Annotated in this window: 16 protein-coding genes and 2 tRNA genes; 11 read left to right on the top strand and 7 right to left on the bottom strand. The window is 38.7% G+C overall.

Annotated elements, in window-relative coordinates; all coding sequences use genetic code 11:
* Window positions 1–28: 28 nt before the first annotated feature.
* On the bottom strand, window positions 29–1486 hold the full coding sequence (gene xylB / locus FFU37_RS07830) for a xylulokinase (RefSeq protein WP_138489176.1): 1458 nt from the start codon (window positions 1484–1486) through the stop codon (window positions 29–31).
* Window positions 1487–1648: 162 nt separating this feature from the next.
* Between xylB and FFU37_RS07825 the strand changes: the two genes are divergently transcribed.
* Window positions 1649–2605, top strand: a complete 957-nt coding sequence (locus FFU37_RS07825; protein WP_138489175.1) for a Gfo/Idh/MocA family protein — start codon at window positions 1649–1651, stop codon at window positions 2603–2605.
* Between the two features lie 83 nt (window positions 2606–2688).
* Here the strand turns inward: FFU37_RS07825 and FFU37_RS07820 are convergent, their stop codons facing one another.
* Window positions 2689–4299: a glycoside hydrolase family 43 protein gene (locus FFU37_RS07820; RefSeq protein ID WP_138489174.1), complete on the bottom strand. Its 1611-nt coding sequence runs from the start codon at window positions 4297–4299 to the stop codon at window positions 2689–2691.
* Window positions 4300–4510: 211 nt separating this feature from the next.
* Here FFU37_RS07820 and FFU37_RS07815 point away from each other — a divergent pair, with 211 nt between their 5' ends.
* From FFU37_RS07815 to FFU37_RS07775, 9 genes are all read left to right on the top strand, one after another.
* Complete coding sequence (locus tag FFU37_RS07815) at window positions 4511–5551, top strand: LacI family DNA-binding transcriptional regulator (RefSeq protein ID WP_138489173.1); 1041 nt, start codon at window positions 4511–4513, stop codon at window positions 5549–5551.
* Window positions 5552–5624: 73 nt separating this feature from the next.
* Window positions 5625–7022 (top strand): sugar porter family MFS transporter, encoded by a 1398-nt coding sequence (locus FFU37_RS07810; RefSeq protein WP_138489172.1) that lies wholly within the window; start codon window positions 5625–5627, stop codon window positions 7020–7022.
* A gap of 631 nt (window positions 7023–7653) precedes the next feature.
* Complete coding sequence (locus FFU37_RS07805) at window positions 7654–8673, top strand: RES family NAD+ phosphorylase (protein WP_175413893.1); 1020 nt, start codon at window positions 7654–7656, stop codon at window positions 8671–8673.
* Between the two features lie 113 nt (window positions 8674–8786).
* A complete protein-coding gene (locus FFU37_RS07800) occupies window positions 8787–9665 on the top strand; it encodes a restriction endonuclease (RefSeq protein ID WP_138489170.1) in 879 nt (292 codons plus the stop codon).
* A 557-nt stretch (window positions 9666–10222) separates the two neighbouring features.
* Window positions 10223–11371, top strand: coding sequence for a N(5)-(carboxyethyl)ornithine synthase (locus tag FFU37_RS07795; RefSeq protein WP_033021975.1), 1149 nt, complete (start codon window positions 10223–10225; stop codon window positions 11369–11371).
* Window positions 11372–11541: 170 nt separating this feature from the next.
* Window positions 11542–12909 carry a Na+/H+ antiporter NhaA gene (gene nhaA, locus FFU37_RS07790; RefSeq protein ID WP_138489169.1) on the top strand — a complete coding sequence of 456 codons (1368 nt, stop codon included), beginning with the start codon at window positions 11542–11544 and terminating at the stop codon, window positions 12907–12909.
* A gap of 494 nt (window positions 12910–13403) precedes the next feature.
* A complete protein-coding gene (gene hflK / locus FFU37_RS07785) occupies window positions 13404–14345 on the top strand; it encodes an FtsH protease activity modulator HflK (RefSeq protein ID WP_002962612.1) in 942 nt (313 codons plus the stop codon).
* A complete protein-coding gene (hflC, locus tag FFU37_RS07780; protein WP_138489168.1) occupies window positions 14342–15325 on the top strand; it encodes a protease modulator HflC in 984 nt (327 codons plus the stop codon). The genes hflK and hflC overlap by 4 nt, the downstream gene beginning before the upstream one ends.
* Before the next feature lie 52 nt (window positions 15326–15377).
* On the top strand, window positions 15378–15836 hold the full coding sequence (locus FFU37_RS07775; protein WP_138489167.1) for an ATPase: 459 nt from the start codon (window positions 15378–15380) through the stop codon (window positions 15834–15836).
* 94 nt (window positions 15837–15930) lie between these two features.
* Here the strand turns inward: FFU37_RS07775 and FFU37_RS07770 are convergent, their stop codons facing one another.
* Entirely contained in the window at window positions 15931–16134 is a 204-nt protein-coding gene (locus FFU37_RS07770; RefSeq protein ID WP_002962616.1) for a hypothetical protein, read from the bottom strand.
* A 673-nt stretch (window positions 16135–16807) separates the two neighbouring features.
* Here FFU37_RS07770 and FFU37_RS07765 point away from each other — a divergent pair.
* Complete coding sequence (locus tag FFU37_RS07765; protein WP_138489166.1) at window positions 16808–17545, top strand: Crp/Fnr family transcriptional regulator; 738 nt, start codon at window positions 16808–16810, stop codon at window positions 17543–17545.
* 638 nt (window positions 17546–18183) lie between these two features.
* Here FFU37_RS07765 and FFU37_RS07760 read toward each other — a convergent pair.
* From FFU37_RS07760 to FFU37_RS07745, 4 genes are all read right to left on the bottom strand, one after another.
* A tRNA-Val gene (locus FFU37_RS07760) sits at window positions 18184–18260 on the bottom strand.
* 307 nt (window positions 18261–18567) lie between these two features.
* Window positions 18568–18644 (bottom strand) — tRNA-Val (locus FFU37_RS07755).
* A 113-nt stretch (window positions 18645–18757) separates the two neighbouring features.
* Window positions 18758–19804, bottom strand: coding sequence for a DUF3080 family protein (locus FFU37_RS07750; RefSeq protein WP_138490014.1), 1047 nt, complete (start codon window positions 19802–19804; stop codon window positions 18758–18760).
* A complete protein-coding gene (locus tag FFU37_RS07745) occupies window positions 19785–21155 on the bottom strand; it encodes an MATE family efflux transporter (protein ID WP_138489165.1) in 1371 nt (456 codons plus the stop codon). Before FFU37_RS07745 ends, FFU37_RS07750 begins: the two co-directional genes overlap by 20 nt.
* Between the last annotated feature and the right edge of the window lie 35 nt (window positions 21156–21190).

The following is a 21190-nucleotide window of genomic DNA, read 5'->3' as shown; positions in this document are numbered from 1 at the left end:
TGTGCTCCATTAATTTTATAATAGTGTATTAAAAGTATGTTTTTACACTTTGGTAAAGTGCTTTGTATGTTGTGTATTGCTGTGCGTAAAAGTCTTGCATGACTGGGTCTGGCTCAATTGTTTGCGTTACTTTGCCGTTAACACACACTTGTTGTGCAGGGAGTTGTGTTACTGCTATTCGGGCAAGTCTTGCAGCGCCAAATGCGGGGCCAACTTCTGAGCCTTCTCGGTAAATTAGGGGGCGGTTGAGTACACTTGCGATGATTTTTCCCCACAGTGGGCTTTTAGCGCCACCACCAATTACTGTTACATCGTCAATTTGTGCGCCGGCATCAAGCAGTACTTGTTGTCCATCGGCAAAAGCAAAGGCAACGCCCTCGAGTACTGCGCGGCCAAGGGTTGCTGCATCGGTGTCGCTGTCTAAACCAAAAAACACGCCTTTTGCGTTGGAGTTATTGTGCGGCGTGCGCTCACCAGTTAAATAAGGCAAAAATATCACTGAGCTTGGTTTGCTAAAGTCGCATTTACTTACTTGTTCAAGGAGTGCGCCTTCGTTTTTAAAACCGGTTAATTGAGTCACCCAGGTTAAACAGCTTGCTGCGCTTAACACCACTGACATTTGGTGCCAGGTGTTTTCAATACAATGACAAAAAGTATGTACTGCACCTTCTGGGTTAGGCAGGTATTTTTCGTTAGCAACAAAGTAAACGCCCGAAGTACCTAATGACAAAAACGCTTGTTTTGGCTTTACTACGCCAACACCTGCAGCGCCTGCAGCATTATCGCCACCGCCTGCCACAACAGGTACTTGCTCCATTCCCCATTTAGCTGCAACTTGAGCTGTTAATTTGCCCGTAATTTGTGTGCCTTCAAAAAGGGTAGGCATGTGCTGCTCTGTTAAGTCGCAGGCGCTGAGCATTTTTTTCGACCATGCTCTTTTTTCTACGTCTAGCCACAGTGTGCCCGCTGAGTCAGACATGTCTGATGCAAAATCACCGGTCATTAAAAAGCGTAGGTAGTCTTTTGGTAGTAATACTTTGGCTACTTTTGCAAAGTTTTCTGGTTCAAACTCTTTTAACCACACCAATTTAGGCGCAGTAAAACCAGGCATTACTATGTTGCCGGTAATATTACGAGAATTTGGTTCGCGTTTTTCAAGCTCTACACATTGTGCAGCACTGCGCCCGTCGTTCCATAAAATGGCTGGGCGAATAATATTATTGTTTTTATCAAGCAGCGTTGCGCCATGCATTTGCCCAGAAAGGCCCACAGCCTTTACCGATTTTAGTAATGCAGGGTGAGTATTTTTAAGCTCCTCGATTGCACTACAGGTAGCAAGCCACCAATCTGAAGGGTTTTGCTCAGAAAAAAGTGGTGCTGGGCGTGAAACGCTTAAAGATCCACTTGCTTGAGCAAGTAATTGGTCTTGCTCGTCTAAAATAATTACTTTTACACCTGAAGTGCCTAAATCGATACCAAGGAACATAAATGTGATACTTAATGTTGTTTTAGTGTTAGCGCTAACATTAATGATTTGATATTGTTAAGTCAAGCTAGTTTTAAACTATGTTTAACAATTAATTTGCAAGTTTATTGCTTGGTTGTTGGAGTTCACTTAAATTTCTTTTTAAGATCATAAGGAAACACTATGAAAAAAATAAACTGGGGTATTGTTGGTTGTGGCCGAATTGCTGCACAATTTTGTGAAGACTTAGCACATACAAATAATGGTGTTGCGTACGCAGTTGCAGCAAGAAATGGGGATGATGCAACCGCTTTTGCGAGCAAGTATGGTGCGGCCAATGCCTACGAAGGGTATCAGACACTATTTGATGATAAAAACGTTGATGTAGTTTACATTGCGACCCCGCATAACTTTCACTTTAAAAATGCCCGCGATGCTATTAAAGCAGGTAAGCATGTATTGTGCGAAAAGCCCATTACGGTTTCGGCTGAAGAGTGTAAGCAGTTGTCTTTACTGGCTAAAAAGCACGACGTATTTTTAATGGAAGCCATGTGGACGTACTTTTTACCTGCAATACAAAAAGCAAAACAATGGGTAGAGCAAGGGCGAATTGGCACTATTAAACATGTTAAAGCTGACTTTGGCTATCCTGTGCCTTTTAATCCTGACGGGCGTGAATATAACCCAGATTTAGCGGGCGGTTGTTTACTTGATATGGGAATTTATCCGCTTGCCATTACCAATTACTTTTTAAATAACGACCTTGAAAACTTACACGTAAGAGCAAATATTCGCTACAAAGGCGTGGAAGACGATGTACTTATTACTGCTAATTGTGGCGATGTAATGGTGAGCTTAGCAACGTCATTTCAATGCCGGTTAGGGAATGGCGCGTATATTATTGGCGACAAAGGCTATATAAAAATACCCGATGCATTTAGGGCTTATGAGTGCTCTTTGTATGAGCTTGATGATTTAATTGAGCATTTTGAAGATGGCAGGCAGTCACAAGGTTATAGCTTTGAAGCGCAAGAAGTAGGGCGCTTACTGAGCGAAAACAAACGAGAGAGTGACATTATGAGCCACTCTCAAAGTTTACTTTTACAATCACAAATGGAACGTATTAAAGCCCTGTTTTAAAATAGTTTTAAGAGAACTTTAAGAGAACTTTAAAGCAGTTTCAAAAAGCTTTCAATCAAATAATAAACTTAACTGGCGGCGATTTATTCGTCGCTAGGTTCGTCATAATTAAAAAATGAATAGTGAGCTTCTTTATTTTGTCCCGATAAGTCTTGGCAGGCCATACCAACAAAAGCGCCGGTAAAACACGGGCGATACCCTTGTGGTGATTGCTGCACGTAATCATCAGATAAAATACTGCCATCGAGCACAGGACCAAACTTTATCCAGCAGTTTTTCTCGGTGGCGTAGTAAAACTGCAGCTGAGCGCCATTAAAATCAGCTTTTAAGTAAACAGGTTTGTTTGTTTTAAGCAAAAGCGGTGCAACAGGCGTACTTGTTTGGTATTTATCGCAGCTTATTATATTTAAATAACGCGGTGTGGCTTCATCACCTACATCGCCGCCGCTTATATGCAAATAGTAGTAATGCGCGGTGTTGTAATAACATACTAGCCCCGCCATTTGCTGAAAACTGCTCGGCGCAAAATCAACGCATGTGCTGCTAACAGTATGATGAGCCTGTACACGCCTGGCAATAAAACTTTGCTGATGCAATGAGCTTAAAGACTCTTTTCCCACTAGGGTGAGCGATGCTTTTTGAGTATTTTTATACACCCAGCTTTTGCACATGGGTATACGCAATGACTGAAAATCAACAGTCAGATCATCTTTACTAAAATCAATATGTGTTGTGGGTTGCGGCTGTGAATTTAGCATTAAACCCTCAATGGGTACGTGCATTCTCGGGGCTTTATTTGTGTGTTTGGCATAAGGCCAGTCATCGTCTTTCCAGATTATTTGCTCAATCCCTGTTTCACGCCCTGTAATGCAGCGGCCACGCTCAGTCAGTGGTCTAGATGTTAAAAATACCGTGTACCAATTACCGGCTTGCGTTTGAAAAAAATCTCCATGGCCACATTTTTGTAGCGTATTACTCGGCTCGTGGGCTGCTGTAATAACGGGGTTGTGCGGGTGTACTTGGTAAGGGCCAAATACGTTTTTAGCACGCGCTACACTAATGCAGTGTTCATACCCAGTGCCACCTTCAGCGGTAATTAAATAGTAGTAATCGCCGCGTTTTAAAATATGTGGGCCTTCAGTGCAACCAAGTTTTGTGCCTGAAAATATAGGTTTAACATCGCCTATTAATTTATTGGTTTTTAGGCAAAGCTCTTGCATTACTATGCCACCAAATAGTGCGTTGTTGCGGTGATCAACCAGCATGTTTAGCAAATAGCTTTTACCGTCATCATCGTGAAAAATAGACGGATCAAAACCGCTAGAGTTTAAGTAAGTCGCTTGTGACCAGTTACCGGTAATATCAGTGGTTGATACAAAATAGTTTGGCGTGTCTTTGTAAGGGCCATCAAAGCTTTTTACATTGGTATATACCAAATAAAAACGGCCATTATTGTAACTAAGTTGCGCAGCCCATACGCCGCAAGAGTCGGGCACTCCTCGCATATCGAGTTGCTCTACGGTGTTAAGTGCTTGGCCTATAACTCGCCAATTTACTAAATCGGTAGAGTGGTGAATTTGCACACCGCCAAACCATTCAAATGTTGAAGTGGCTATGTAGTAGTCGTAATTAACTCTGACAATGTTTGGGTCTGGGTTAAAGCCTCTTAGAATTGGGTTTTGCAGCATGCTCATAATATAGGCCTTTTTAAGTTTTTTATATTATTGGGTGTGGATATTATAAATTTGTTGTTAGCGTTAACATTTTCAGTGTAGTATAAGACTTTGTCAATAAGTAATCACATAAAACGCGCTGTAAACAATATCAAGCTTTACAATTATGTATAATGAAAATTAAGAAAGTTAATTATAACAATCCACTGATTGTGAGTAGGTAATAACAGTAATGGCCGATCCTAAAAGAGCAAGAATACAAGATGTAGCCGAGCAGGCTGGTGTATCAATGATGACAGTTTCGCGCGTGCTCAACCAAGACAAAAAAGTAAGCGACAAAACCCGCGAAAAAGTAATGACGGTTGTTGAGCAATTAAATTACAGGCCAAATGTGTCTGCTAGGCGCCTTGCTAGTACTAAGTCATTCTTTTTAGGGCTTTTATACGATAACCCAAGTGACTCTTACATAAGCCAGTTTTTGTTAGCAGCGCTTAAAAAATGCCGCGCTCTGGGCTACCACCTAGTTGTTGACGAAGCGCATACCGATATTGACAAAACAATTGAATCGGTAAAGCAACTTATTGATGTTACACAAGTTGATGGCATGATTTTACTGCCTCCTATGTGCGATAACGAACAGGTTTTAGATGTGCTTACTAAAGCTCAAGTGCCATTTGTAAGAATAACGCCAGATACAAAATTAAATCGCTCCCCTTATATATGCATGGACGATTACCAAGCGGCGTTTGATGTTACAGAGCATTTAATAAATCAAGGGCATAGCAAAATTGCACATATTATTGGCGACACCAAACAAGGTGTAAGCCGTTTGCGCTACCAAGGCTATTTAGATGCGCTGCGTTCTAATAAAATAATAACGCCACCTGAGTATATAGAGCAGGGCAGTTTTACCTATCAATCGGGTATGGAAGCGGCAATAAAATTGCTTTCGCTTGATGATAAACCAACGGCTATTTTTGCAGCTAACGATGATATGGCAGCCGCTGTAATCTCAATAGCTCAAAAACAAGGCATTAATATTCCAAGCGAACTGTCGGTTGTTGGCTTTGATGACACGCAACTTGCAACCATAGTTTGGCCAAATATTTCTACGGTAAAACAGCCCATTAATGAAATGGCTGAGCTTGCGATTACGTTACTTGCATCGGGTCAGTATAACGATTTAAGCAATGTAAAAAGCTTAGACTTAAGACATATTTTAGATTTTGAATTAATAGAAAGAGAATCAAGCTCAACCAATAAAAATAACTAAATAAGCGAATATGCACACCCTTTTGAGCTTCAAAATCTATATAAAATAACAACAACACACAATATGGATACTTATGAACGAGAAAGAAAATGTACTTTTAATAGTACTGGTTTGCTTTGTTGCGACCATTGGCGGGTTTTTATTTGGTTTTGACAGCGGTGTAATTAACGGCACTGTTGATGGATTACAAACGGCGTTTGGCTCCAGTAGTGCGGGTACGGGATTTAACGTATCGAGCATGCTAATTGGTTGTGCCATTGGTGCGTTTTGCGCAGGTCGATTGGCTGATAAATTTGGTCGGCGTCTAATTTTACTTTTTGCCGCTGCTTTATTTATTATAAGTGCTTGGGGCTCGGGTGTGTCAGTCACATCGTTTGAATTTGTGATTTATCGCATTTTAGGCGGCTTAGCTGTAGGGGCTGCATCGGTTATGACCCCTGCTTATATTAGCGAGATTGCCCCCGCGCGATACAGAGGCACGCTCTCTACACTGCAACAAGTGGCTATTATTTTTGGTTTGTTTAGCGCATTTGTGAGTAACTACTTTTTAGCAAATACGGCTGGCGGCTCTACGGCTTTATTTTGGCTCGACTTTGAAACATGGCGTTGGATGTTTTGGGTTGAATTATTACCTGCATGCTTGTTTTTAATCGCTTTATTTTTTATCCCCGAAAGCCCTCGATACTTAATTATGGCTGGTAAAAAAGACGCTGCTGCACGTGTTTTATCGTCATTATATGGTGCTGAAACTGCCGCTCTTAAATTAAATGAAATAGCAGAGTCTCTTGCTGGCGATAAACACCAACCTAAATTATCTGATCTTATTGATAAACCTAAAAAACGTTTACGCCCCATTGTTTGGATAGGAATTGGCCTAGCTACATTTCAGCAATTAGTAGGCATTAACGTTGTTTTTTACTACGGCGCGGTACTTTGGCAAGCTGCCGGTTTTACTGAATCTGACGCGTTACTTATTAATATAATAAGCGGCTTTGTAAGTATTTTAGCGGTGTTTATTACCATGTATTTTATAGACAAAATTGGCAGAAAACCTTTTTTGTTAACCGGCTCAATTGGTATGACGGTGACGCTTTCGGTTATTGTCTATGCCTTTTTAAACGCAGATATTGGCTCAACAGGTAACTTAGAATTAGGAGAACAGGGCATAGTTGCTTTAATAGCCGCTAATGCGTATGTGTTCTTTTTTAACTTATCGTGGGGCCCTGTAATGTGGGTTATGTTAGGCGAAATGTTCCCTAACCAAATCCGTGGCTCTGGCCTTGCAGTTACCGGCTTTGCCCAGTGGATAGCTAACTTTTTAATTACTTGGTCGTTCCCTGTTATGCTCACAGGCATTGGTTTAGCAGGGGCGTATGGTTTTTACGCATTTTGCGCGTTTGTTTCAGTCATATTTGTATTTAAGTTTTTACACGAAACCAAAGGCAAAGAGCTTGAACAAATGAAAGGGTAAATATTACCCCCTTTAATAAGCGCCAAAACTAAAGCAATAGTTTTGGCGTTGTTAGACTACCTCACTCCTTAAGCTTTTTTTACTAAACCCAAACACTTTATAAACTCGCAGCAACTATCTCATTTCTCAATAGGTAAATTACTAATGCATTTAAGTAAAGTGTGAATAGCTTGTTCAATATCGCGATCTGTAATGGCGTTTAACATCATTTTTTAAACTTTTATTATTTCGATTTAAGCTGCCTCCATCGCTGTTTTCCCTTGGTTGTTAACTGGGTCATCAGCTTACGACTATGTTGTGAAAATGAATAATATTAGACGTGACGTAGTTTTTAAAAAGACGTAGTTGCGCAGTTTGTGTAATAAGCAACTAAAAAGCAAATACAGCTGATAGTCTGCAGTGAGCGATAAGCAGTCGGTCAGGTGAGTCTTCATTAGTTTGGTAAGAATAAGAAGAAACATTCCTCTTTTTTACATGTTTAAATGAGTTACAGAAAGCATAATATTTATAGCTGGCAATCACTTACACTATTTGCTATTAATAGAAACTCATACAGTAAGGACGTTTTCGCGCTAAAAAAGGGAAAGTGTCCTCTGATAAAGTTGTTATGTATCAAGTGGAACTTTTATTCATGCCGACATATGAAGAACAATTAATTGAAGATAATGATTTTTTATTTGAAGAGCTTTTTACCTCAGATATCGAGTCATGGTTTTCTGCAGATATAGCATGCTGCGATACTTGCTATGCTGATTTTTTAAAAACATGGCCATTAGCCTTTAATGCTAATGATGGTGAATTCCAATGTAACCAAATTGATTTAAGTTCATTTTATAGTGGATCTAAACGATGCCGACAACAATATACAGAACATGAATTTACTATATTGTTTAAAAATTACCCCTGTCCTCGATGTTCTAATGACTTAATTAGTAACATTTGGGCTTACGAATTACCATTTTCGTATCAAGTTAAACCGAATGAATTTGAGGAAGATATAAATTCAATCGCTGAGTTATCTGAAAACACCCCCTTTCTACTTCTTTCTAACTATTTTGCAAATGAAACTTTTGAGTTATTAAAAAAATTGGCAGAGTCAACAACTTCCAATAAGATTGAGCAAACTCTTTATAGAGCAAGAATTGCCACTCAAATTGGAGAGTTAAGCTTTAACCAATTCTTATTCCCTCCTAAAAAATTCATCCAAGAAGGAAGATATAATCATGCTGGACAACAAGTATTATATGCCGCGAGTGACTTTGATACTTGCTTTAGGGAAGTTAGAAAAGCACTTTGTTATGTGGCTGAATTTAAAATTAGCCAAAATATAAAAGTCCTTGATTTAAGTGATCCCGAGGCATCACATGTTAAATTTGCAGAAGAATTATCAGCTTTAGTATTTTCTTCTTTAATGAGCAGAGAATTGGATACGGAAGGCTACCACAAGCCATGTTACGTTTTTTCAAGGTTTATTGCCGACTGTGCAAAGCTTGCAGGGTTTGATGCCATTAAGTATCCATCAACGAAAATTGTAGGTAAAAACTTCAACATTGTTTTTATCAATGAAGATATTGTTAATAATTCAATTGAATTTATTCAAATGTCTTTAAAAGATTCAAATAAAACTTATGCTATTGAAGTTGATACATAACAAGAAAATCAACAAGGACACGTAACAGTTGGCTACGTCTCGCTTCGCTACACAATATTAGCCAACCATTACTTAGCCTGTTATTTAGGCGTTAGGTTTTCCGATGAGGCACTATGAACTGGAAAGAGTACGAAATATATATTACGAAGCACTTTCAATCGTTATTTCCTGAAACCTCAATACAGCATGATGTTCGTCGTGAAGGATTAATGTCTAAAGTAAAACGCCAAATTGATATATTAATCGAAGGGCGAATAGCTGGTTTCGATTTAAAGATTGTGGTTGATTGTAAATATTTTAATAAAAAAGTTGATGTAAAGGCAGTTGAGTCCTTTCTTAGTTTTTTACAGGACTTAAAAGTTAGCAAAGGTATCCTAATTACAAATCATGGTTACACTAAAGCGGCTTATAATCGAGCAATGTATGACTCTCAAGATATTGAACTACGAATCATCAACTTTGATGATTTAGAAAAATTTCAGTCATTTATGGCAATTCCATATTCTAAATCTGAGTGCGCTATCGTAACATCTCCTGATGGCTGGGTAGTCGATGCAGTGGGTCAAGAGAGGTTTGTTGCTTCATTTTATGCGGCAGGTTTAACTCAAGAAGAAGCTTTTCATACCGAAGGGTTTATCTATATGGCTTTCAGCCATAAAGATAAGCAATGGCCCGACTTACCTGACCTATTAAGAAAGCAAGAATTGACATCTAAACAGCATTATCACCTCCCAAAAATTGAATATATCAATACGATTAAGCGAGAAGACTGCAATTTAATACTTCGAGTTTTAGACGCAAAGGAAATGGGAAATACAATCGAATATACTTTGTTTCTTGATTACCCTAGGGTGATTATATATTTGACACTTTTAACTGACGCAACAAAAGAAAAGCAGTATCTGAAAAAATTAGAATGGATCGGCGAAAAATTAATTAAAGGTAATGTGATTTTTGATGAGAACTGCAAACCATTGAATGTAAAAATATAAAAACCTAACAAACACTTTAAACGGAACAAAAATAGTCGGCTTAAGTGGGCGTTACGACCGTCCGCTCATGGCACTCTCCAGCCACTCGACAACATAAAATGTTGATAATAATTGGCAAGGTATTTTACTGTGTCGGATGGCGCTTCGCTTATCCGACCTACACTGGCACATAGCCGGAGTTGATATAAAAGCCAAACGTTCGGCTAACCCAATACAAAGCAGATTAAACCTGCTCTAAAAAGTAAATCACTAAGGTAAAACTTCAGTAATTATCGAGTACTCCTTTTATTTCAGTCTGAGATACCCAAGTTAGCAATACTTATTTCTGATATACTCAGTCAGCACTTTTACTCAAAAGGTAATAGGCTTCAGCTTGCAACTCAATGCAAGTTAACTCACTGCTCTTCATTATTTATTGTCAAAATTACACCTTTGTAAAATAGAGTTGGTTCATCCGAACCATAAATGTACAGAAAAAACACCGCCTAAGTTTATTGGCGAAGTACGATTATTCGTTGATGAACTCAAGCGTACTTACTTTATAAACAGGACTTAGCATGAGTGAATTAACTATCGGCGTTATCGGAACATCCCGCAAGACAGATGAAAGACGGTATCCTATTCACCCAGAGCATTTATTACGAATTCCCGAAAATCTTAGAAAACAAATGGTGTTTGAACAAGGCTATGGCACCGCTTTTAATGTTAGCGATGAATATATTGCAACGTTAACGGGTGGCATTGCATCTCGCAGCGAAATACTTACCCATATTGGCACTGCCATTATCGCAAAGCCTGTACTTGCTGACTTAGAAGAAATGCGCGAAGGAGGCACTATTTGGGGCTATGCCCACTGCGTTCAACAGCATGAAATAACACAAGCGGCGATAGAGCGTAAACTTACCTTAATTGCTTTTGAAGATATGTATGTGTGGTCACCAAACGGAAATGTAGGGCGCCATACTTTTTATAAAAACAATGAAATGGCAGGGTATTGCGCTGTAATACATGCTTTGCAACTTAAGGGTATTGATGGTCATTATGGCGATCAACGTAAAACGATTATATTTAGTTTTGGTGCAGTGAGTAGAGGCGCTATTTACGCCCTTAAAGCGCATGGCTTTAGAGATATTACAATTTGTATTCAGCGTCCTGATCACGAAGTGCGTGAAGAAATATTAGATTGTCATTATGTTAAGGTACGAGAAGGTGTTGAAGGAGAAGCTCGTATGATGGTTGTTGAACATGATGGGACTAATCGACCACTTAGCGATCTTATTAGCGAAGCCGATATTATCGTGAACGGGACTTATCAAGAAACAGCTCATCCGGTTAACTTTGTAATTGAATCAGAAGCAGACTGCTTAAAACCTAACAGCTTAATTATTGATGTTAGCTGTGATGAGGGGATGGGATTCTTTTTTGCAAAGCCGACAACGTTTAAAAACCCTTTATTTCGATATAACAACACGGATTATTATGGCGTTGATCATACACCGAGTTATTTATGGGAAAGCGCGACGCGTTCAATCTCTGCGGCGCTCATAGTTTATTTACAAACGATACTTAAAGGTGCTTTGCAGTGGCAAAAAGATGAAACCATTCGCCGTGCAATAAACATTGAGCAAGGAATAATTAAAAATACGGCTATTTTGGCATTCCAAAACCGCGAAAATATTTATCCTTATAACGTAATAACACAATGATTATATCTATCTCTAATCTAATTTTACGTAAGATTAATTAGGGGGGGGCACTTCGTCTTAATGCTAGTAATTTTAAGGCGAAGTGTTTGTTGACTGATAGTAAAGCTGGAGAACTTAAATCTTAAAAGTTTTGATAAAACGAACACCCACAATTTATAAGGCTACCTGATATGCCTAACGATTCTAAAAATATACTAAATCGTGGCTTAGACTATATGCACACCCCATTTTCTAATTTTATGCGTGCTCAAACCACCTCTAGTTTGTTTCTTCTAGTATCTACAATCATTGCACTTTGGTGGGCAAATTCAGCTTATTCAGCTACCTATCTGAACTTAGTGCATACGCCTATTGGGATCTCATTAGGAAACTTTGAGCTACAAACCTCGCTTAAACACATTATTAATGATGGTTTGATGGTGATATTTTTCTTATTGCTTGGGCTTGAAATAAAACGAGAGGTGCTTGCTGGAGATTTAGCTGAGCCCAAAAATAGACACATGCTCATTTTTTGCGCCATAGGCGGAATGGTCGTGCCGGCTGGTATTTATTCGCTGTTTAACTGGGGGCAAGATTCACTGATTGGTTGGGGTATACCCATGGCAACCGATACTGCGTTTGCATTAGGTGTGCTTACAATTGTAAGAAAACATATACCAACAAGCTTGTTGGCTTTTATTGTAGGTCTTGCGATTGTTGACGATGTGGGGGCAATACTCGTTATTGCCGTGTTTTATACCCAAGAAATATCGGTGATGTATTTGTCATGCGCCGTTGTTCTATTTGCTTTTTTAGTAGCCGCCAATTATGCCGGAATAAGACAACCGCTTTTTTACATTATCATTGGTCTTGCCACCTGGTGGATGATGTTACAGTCAGGTGTTCATCCTACTGTAGCAGGTGTTGCTATTGCTTTAACGGCTCCTGCACGCTCAATGTTGGGCTCAGGAAGGTCGCTTGAAAAGGCAAAAACAACCATTACCTCTATGCAAAAAGAAATAGAGAAAGTAGATGTTCTGGCTAGCAGGCAGGATCATAAACAGGTACTCGAAATTCGTGATTTAGCCGAAAATGCAGGTACACCTTTGCGTCGGTGGGAAGATGTGCTGCACCTGCCTGTCGCACTGTTTATTTTACCGCTATTTGCTTTAGTTAATGCGGGTGTGGTTTTTAACTTTAGTTCATTTGTTGAAAGCCTCAGTGATCCCGTTGGCTTAGGTATTATTAGTGGTCTTGTTGTTGGTAAGTTTATTGGTATTTCGGGTGCGTGTTGGCTTGCTTTGCGCTACAAAATAGGTTGCTTGCCAGAAGGTATCAATCTTCAGCATGTTATTGGTGCTTCACTTATCGCTGGGATTGGATTCACCATGTCTACCTTTATTGCTACGTTGGGGTTTGATGGGCAAGCCGAGCATCTTCATAACGCAAAAACATCGGTTTTAGTGGCTTCGGTTCTTTCTGCAATACTTGGGGTTTTATATATTCGAGTGGTTGCCTCAAAAAAGAGCAATAAATCAATTAATTCAACGCCAAAATAGGGCGTGAAGGGGTTAATGGGTATTCAATAATGTGTACTCATTAGTTGTACTTAACCCTTTATTTATCAATTAAACCTATTGGTTAAAACAAGCTATGTGTTGTAGCGAACAGACCAATTAAAATAAATACGCTAATGTCTTATAAAGATTTTTTGGCTTTAAATTAATCTATAAGTGCATGAATTCAAATCTTAAAACTATTTCTTAAATCATTACCCCTAAATTATTACCCTTAAATTATACAGAGGAAGTTATCACCTAGATTGCGAAGCACGCTAGGGCTTATGACAATCTAAAGTAGTAATAAGGCTCCATATTTTTGGTTTCTTAAAAAGGAAAATATTATTTCTACACAAAACGAAAATAATCCAAATTCTAAAAGTAAAAGCGGTCCGCCAGATATCGATAAAGTGATGAGCGGTGCGTTTAAAAAGTATAAGAAGTTGCTGAGTGGAAAATTTAGCACAAGTTTAACCATAGTATTGTTTTTGGGATTGATTGCTACAGGCTATAGCGCAGTCTATACCGTTCCCAGTGATTCAGTTGCTTTGGTATTAAGGTTTGGTAAGTTTCAAGAAATTCTGCCTGCGGGCTTGCATGTAAAAATCCCATTAGGTGTTGATCACGTCACAATAGTGCCTACTAAGCGGCAACTAAAGCAGGAGTTTGGTTTTTCTACTCCTGGAGCCTCAGACCCTGATCAAAATATTAATCCTGAAAATAATATTCGCTCATTTGCGCCAAAAATTTCACCTGCAACAAATCAACGCGAAGAAACCCAAATGGTAACTGGCGATTTAAACACTGCGCTAATTGAATGGGTAATTCAATATCGGATAGCCGATCCCCAAAAGTACTTATTTGAGGTGCGCGACCCGGCAGGCACTTTACGATACGTGTCTGAATCAGTTATGCGTGAAGTTGTAGGCGATAGAACTGTAGATGAAGTAATTACCATTGGCAGGCAAGGGATTGAAATTGAGGCATTACAAAAAATGCAGGCATTGGCAACCAAATATGTAATGGGGATTAGTATTGATCAGGTTCAACTAAAAAACATTAATCCACCCGTACCAGTACAAGGGTCGTTCAATGAAGTTAATCAGGCTCAACAAGAAAAAGAAAAGTTGATTAACGAAGCGCGTCGCGAATATAACCGCGTTATTCCGCTTGCTGAGGGGGAGCGCGACCAACGAATAAGAGAAGCCGACGGTTATCGCCTTAAGCGAGTTAATGAAGCTGAAGGCGACGCTCTGCGTTTTAATGCGCTGTTTGCACAGTACCAACTGGCACCTGAGGTAACACGCAGACGAATATATATAGAAACAATGACTGATGTTATGCCAACGATAAAAAATAAAATTATTATCGATAGCGAAGCACGCGGTGTATTACCTTTACTCAATTTAACGTCACTAAAAGGACAGCAGCCATGAAATCTTATTTAATCTTTGGCAGCAGTATTTTAGCTGCACTTGTAGGGGTTACTTTATATAGCGCTTTATATACGGTTAACGAAGTAGAGCAGGTTGTTATTACTCAGTTTGGTAAACCGGTTGGTGAGCCAATTAGAGAGGCGGGTATTCAACTCAAAATGCCATTTGTTCAGCAAGTTAATTTTATTGATAAGCGCGTGCTGGAATGGGAAGGAACACCTTCTGATATGCCGACCAAAGATAAGCTTTATATTTCTGTAAGTCTTTACGCGCGGTGGCAGGTTACCGATCCGTTGCAGTATTTTTTACGCTTAGGTGATGAGCGAAGCGCACAGTCTAGGCTCGATGATATTTTTGGCAGTGAAACGCGTAATGCAGTAGCCACACACGAATTAATCGAAATTATTCGTACAACGAAAGATCGCCAACCTTTGCGTGACTCGTCACTCACCGAGGCTGAAAAAGAGCAAAATATTGGTAGTTTAGTGCCTATAAGCATGGGACGCTTAGTTGTCGAGCAAGATATATTTAATGCCGCAGCCAAAAAAGTAAAAGTATTTGGTATTGAGCTTATGGATATTCGCTTTAAACGTATTAATTATAATGAAAGTGTACGTCCTAAAATCTATGAACGTATGATCAGCGAACGTCGTCAAATAGCAGAACGCTTTTTGTCAGAAGGAAAAGGCGAAGCTGCCCGTATACAAGGTAACAGAGAGCGAGACTTAGATAAAATTCAATCTGAAGCCTACCGAGCAGTAACAGAAATTAGAGGTAAAGCTGATGCTAAAGCAGCCGCTATTTACGCCTCAGCCTATAACAAAAATGATCAAGCAGTCGCATTTTATGCATTTACCCGTTCGTTGCAGGCGCTTGAACTTGCCCTTAGCCAAAACACAACATTGGTATTATCGACCGACAGTGAGCTATTTCAGTATTTACAACACACTAAGGCGAGTGAGCCTAATCCTAAAAATTAGCATGCTTCATATTTAAATATTGTATAGATATCATCAAACTTAGGAGCAATAAATGCAAATTGAAACAATTAGAGATGTACTTAATTGGACCGTTTTATTTCACAAAAACTTAAAAGATAGCCTAAACCAGAGCTCTAAACAAAATAAGGATGAGGGAGCACGAATGATGCTTCGCTACCTATCTGAGCATGAGGAGAGTTTAGAGAATATTGTACAAGGATTTGAAAATACGGCAGACGAAAAAGCGCTAAACACCTGGTGTTTTGATTACATCGAAAAGCACTCAATTATTGAGCGCGTTGATTGTAACTCACTCTTTGAAGAGCTCGATATCTCAGACATTATGGATAAAATAGTAAACCATCATGAACAAGTTATTGAGTTATACATTCATATATATTCTCGTGTAGATATCGAAAGCGCAAAAACGTTGCTTGATACAATAAAAGATATTGAAGAAAATGAGATCAAAAGAATTGTGCAATCGGCTAACCGATTTTCAGATATGTAATAGATAGGAAAAGCTGACAATATTTCTGAAAAATGTCAGTTTGACCAAAAATATGCTTAGCTAATTTTTTGTACTATAGAGCAACCAGTTAAATTTATTTTGTTACTGGAATATCATTTAATAGCTTTATGATAGCGCTGTTATTACCGAGTTTAGCTAAGTCTAACAGGTAGCTTTTTTCTAGCTCTTGCATTGACTGATCTGCTAATAATTCTTTTACCGATTGTTCTTCCCCATTTGCTATTGAAGTTTCTAAGGCTGCAAAGTTTGCGATTGAGTGTTGAATTTCATTAGTCATAATAAGCCCCGTTTGTTGTGATGCAAGGTGTAGCGAGTAATTGGATTAATTTATCATCGCTATTGACTAAATGCTGGTACAAAGACGACATTGTTTGCTTAGAGCGCTCATTGTTAGCTGCACCAACTTTACACCTACTGAATCAATAGCGCACCATTAAAAATGTTCTTAAAGTTTATCTTATTGCTGAATACATACATCAACATATATCAAGCAACGTTAATGGTCGGTTCGTCAACCCACATAGTCTAATAGTAGTGTTCGATTTTTTTTTATAACAGGGAGTTGTCGCTATATTGTGGTGTAGATTATCTTTAATCTCCATCAATCATTATGGATATATATTAACTAAAGGCAGATAAATTTAAACTATGTGTGTTAGCGTACATATTCGCCTTGTTGTATTGAACATTTTATTATTTCAGTGAAGTACAGCGGGAGTGTCGGCTTATATTAAAAGTGAATAAGCGTAAAAAGGCACCTTAAAATTCTTTAATAAAAATAGAACAATTTTTATTATCAAAAAGCAACGACCTTTCATTTCTAGCGCCCAATAACTGTATAAACAAATCCGAGTTTATTATTAAAACATCCTGACTTACATGCTTTTAAGCCATTACTTTGAGGTTTTATTAGTTATAAGTTGGGCATATAAAAAGGAAATTCACACTCGATGGGTCAATTGAAGAACACACTGCTTAATGCTTTAACTACTGATGCACAACACCGCATGTTTCCGCTTTTACAGCGAGTCAATTTATCCCTTGGAGAAGTTATTTATGAAACAAGTGAAAAGCTCGATTACGTTTATTTTCCAATAGATAGTATTGTTTCATTATTGTATGTGATGATTGATGGCTCATCTGCTGAAATATCAGTTATCGGTAATGAAGGGGTTGTAGGTATAGCTGTATTTATGGGGGGAGAAAGCCCCCCTAATCGGGCTATTGTGCAAAGTGCTGGTACCGCTTATCGCTTACCCGCTTGTGAATTACGCAGGCAGTTTAACAGCGAGCCTGATATGCGTATGCTCATGTTACGTTACACGCAATCATTAATTACCCAAACGGCGCAAACCGCAGTTTGTAATCGTCATCATAGTATAGTGCAACAACTAAGCCGCTGGCTTTTGCTATCGATTGACCGTTTACCGAGTAACAATTTAATAATGACTCAAGAGCTAATAGCAAATATGTTAGGCGTAAGACGTGAAGGGGTAACTGAGGCCGCTGGTAAACTACAAAAACTAGGTGTTATCACTTATAAACGTGGTCATATTAGTGTGATAGACCGACCTCAATTAGAGCACCAATCTTGCGAGTGCTATGAGGTTGTAAAAAGAGAAGCAGATAGGTTGGAGTCTTATATGGCAAAAAAACCTAACACGAAAGAACCATCAATTATCAGTTAATATATTCTGGTATCTAATAAGTTTATTTATATAAAAATAAAATTCAGTAATAGCTTCAAAAAACACAGCCTAGCAAGTAGTTCACTGAGCCTGGGCTCTAAAATAAATTTATTAAATGACACGAACAAGTTTAGGTTACTGGTCACTTAATCTTCAATTGCAAAGTGGTAAATTTGTAAGGTAGAAGTTGAGTTTTTAGTGAGATTAAAGGCTAAAAATATGGTTTGGACGTTTTAGGTAAATCGATAAAACTATAATTTTTACAATGATCTTTTAGGTCTTAGCTTTAGTTTTTTTTGTGAAAAGTAAACGAGTAGATTGGAAGCGTTTTAACTATCTGAAATGTAAACTTTAATTGGTACGCCTGAGTGAATTCGAACTGCTGACCTTTGGATCGAGTGATCAAGAGTAGGGAGTGCTTTTTCTTTGATTTTTTTATTACTTTGAAGTGGTACGACTGAGTGGATTCGAACTGCTGACCCTTGGACCGGGTGATCAAGAGTGGGTAGTGCTTTTTCTTAGGTTTTTTTTTATTACTTTGAATTGGTACGACTGAGTGGATTCGAACTGCTGACCCTTGGACCGGGTGATCAAGAGTGGGTAGTGCTTTTTCTTAGGTTTTTTTCATTACTTTGAAGTGGTACGACTGAGTGGATTCGAACCACCGACCCCTACCATGTCAAGGTAGTGCTCTAACCAACTGAGCTACAGTCGTACAATTTTTGAGGTTTTACTTAAATGTTGGTACGACTAAATGGATTCGAACTACTGACCCTTGGACCGGGTGATCAAGAGTAGGTAGTGCTTTTTCCTTTAATTATACTTTTTTAAATGTTGGTACGACTGAGTGGATTCGAACTACTGACCCTTGGACCGGGTGGTCAAGAGTAGGTAGTACTTTTTCCTTCAATTATACTTTTTTAAACGTTGGTACGACTGAGTGGATTCGAACTACTGACCCTTGGACCGGGTGGTCAAGAGTAGGTAGTGCTCTTTCCTTCAATTATACGTTTCATTAATGTTGGTACGACTGAGTGGATTCGAACCACCGACCCCTACCATGTCAAGGTAGTGCTCTAACCAACTGAGCTACAGTCGTATTACTTTATTTAAGTAAGTGTTAATTGCTTAACAACGGCGGCTAATATATAGCGTGGCGGTTGGTGAATCAAGCAAGTTTGTTGTTTTTGAGTTTATTTGCCGCTTTTTTATTCATATTGGGCTTATTTCACACGTTTTATAAAAACCTTGCCACCAAACCACATGTTTTTTAGCTGAGCTTTTAAGTAAGTTCAGTAAGTTACTTGTCGAGCCCGTTTTGACTAAGTTATTAATTTGAGGGCTTGAGATACTTTCGTTAAACCAAAGCTCGTTATAAAGCGGTTGTAGTACCTCTAGATAACCAGTTAATTGCGCTTGATAGGGCTGAATTTCTTTTAGGTAAAACTTTTGAAATACGTTGCTTATGATTTTTGCGTTTTTATTATTTTTATCCTCTGGGCACAGCGTATTAAAGTCTAGTGTTTTTACAAACTGTGTGGCGTTGTTATTTAACACGACCTGCATACGGACTGATTGAATGAGTGCTTGGTTAAATTGAAATTTATTAAGCTGCTCGAGTGCGCTAAAAATAGAATCGCTATTAATTGTACTAAACTCTTTAGCCTTAATTTGCTGTTTAATGAGTGCAAGTTGCTTTAGCGCAAGTACGGTATCACTAAAACCAGCGGGTTCAGTAGTGAGCTCGTTTGAGGTGAGTTGCCAGGTACGATTTAACTCAGGTTCTTTAAATAACATGGTATTAAAAAAGTACATTAGGTGTGTTTCTTTATAGTTTTTGGCTGCGAGTATTTTTGTGTAACTAGGGCTATTTTTATCAAGCGTATTTAAGCAAACCTGCGCACTTTTAATAAAGTTTATTTGATATTTTAATTGCCCAGCAGCGCTGGCTGTTTTTCCTAATTGGTTGTTGTGCTCACTTATAAGTACGTTAAGCTTACATTGGCTAATGCCTGCAAGCTCAACAATACTCAGTGTTAAGTCACTTTGTGCTATTGGGGGAGGCTGCAGTAAAGGGAGTTGCTTGAGTGGCGTAGGCTGTGTTGGGCTTGCATTAACTGTGCTACTTAAGCGTTCAATATAAGTAGCGTTTACACTACTTTGTGGTTTGTTGCAGCCAGTAAGCATTAAAAAACACATTACCAGCAAAGCAGCTGGTAATGTTTTAAGGCTGAGCTTATTAGTTTTGATTGAGTGCATCACTGTTAGCAAATTCATATTTTAGACGCTTTCTTACTGTTAGCATTAATAAAATAGCAGCGACACTAAGGCCTACTATTATTCCAACCCAAAAGCCATGCGGCCCCATAGCTGGCACAATTATGTCTGTTCTTGCTAATACGTAACCTAAACAAAAGCCGATTAACCAATACGATATAAACGTAATATACGATATAGGCGTGGTGTATTTTAACCCACGAAGCATGCCATTTGCAGCAACCTGTAATGCATCGGGTAACTGGTAGACACACGCTAGTATCATAATTGATGAAGCCAGAGCCATTACAGCGGGGCTGTCGGTATAAAGTTGGCTAATTAAATCACGACCTGTAAAAGTCATAAGTGCCAAAAATAGTGCAATTACAATAGCTAATATGTAACTAGTCGATACGGCAACTTTTAACTGCTGTAAATTATTTTGACCATATAGATTACCAATACGAATACTTATAGCGATAGAGAGGCTCAGCGGCATCATAAACAGCAATGTAGTTACACTCGCTGCTATTTGATGTCCCGATACAGCCACTGCACCTAAATGCGCAATAAATAGCGGTATACACGCAAATAAAGTGACTTCAAAAAAGGTGGCAAGTGAAATTGGTATACCTAGTTTAGTAATAATACCAATGGTAGTGAAATTAGGTTTTTCGAACGATGAAAGCAGGCCTTTAGCATCTACCTTTTTACTCATTTGGCAGTAAGTGACTTGTGCTATTGCCATAACAGTTAAAACAATTGCTGTGGCAATGCCACAGCCTGCGCCGCCATAAGCAGGAAACCCAAATAAGCCATTTATGAAAATATAATTTACTGGAATATTAACGGCTAAACCTAATAGGCTTATGTAGAAGGCGGGTTTGGTCATCCCCATGCCTTCGGTAACGTTTCTATATACTGTAAAAATTAAAAATCCAAACACACCCCATTTCACAAAATGGATGTAGTCAATGGCAAGGTTTGCAATAGCAGGCGTTGTATCGAGCTTTAAAATAATGGCATCTGCTAAATGGGCAATACTAAAACCTGTAAAGCTTAAAATAGCGGTTAAATAAAGCGCTTGTTGAAAATAGTGGCTAATGCCTTTGTGGTCATCGCTGCCCGAAAACTGCGCAATAATACCAGTAAGCGCTAATAAAATACCTTGCAGAGCAAGTAATAATGGGTTCCATATTCCTGTTGCAATAGAAAGTGCAGCTAAGTCAGTAGGGCTAACTTGGCCGGCCATAATTGTGTCGACTACCGACATTAAAATAAGTGTAACTTGTGCTAAAAAAACAGGTAAGGCTAGGGAAAGTAAACGCTTGGCTTCCCAATTGCAAAAGGTCATAAAAAAAGCTATTAAATAAAACAGGCGGCAATTGT

This window comes from Pseudoalteromonas distincta (assembly GCF_005877035.1).
GTDB lineage: Bacteria > Pseudomonadota > Gammaproteobacteria > Enterobacterales > Alteromonadaceae > Pseudoalteromonas > Pseudoalteromonas distincta.
This window is presented reverse-complemented; position numbering and strand designations above follow the sequence as displayed.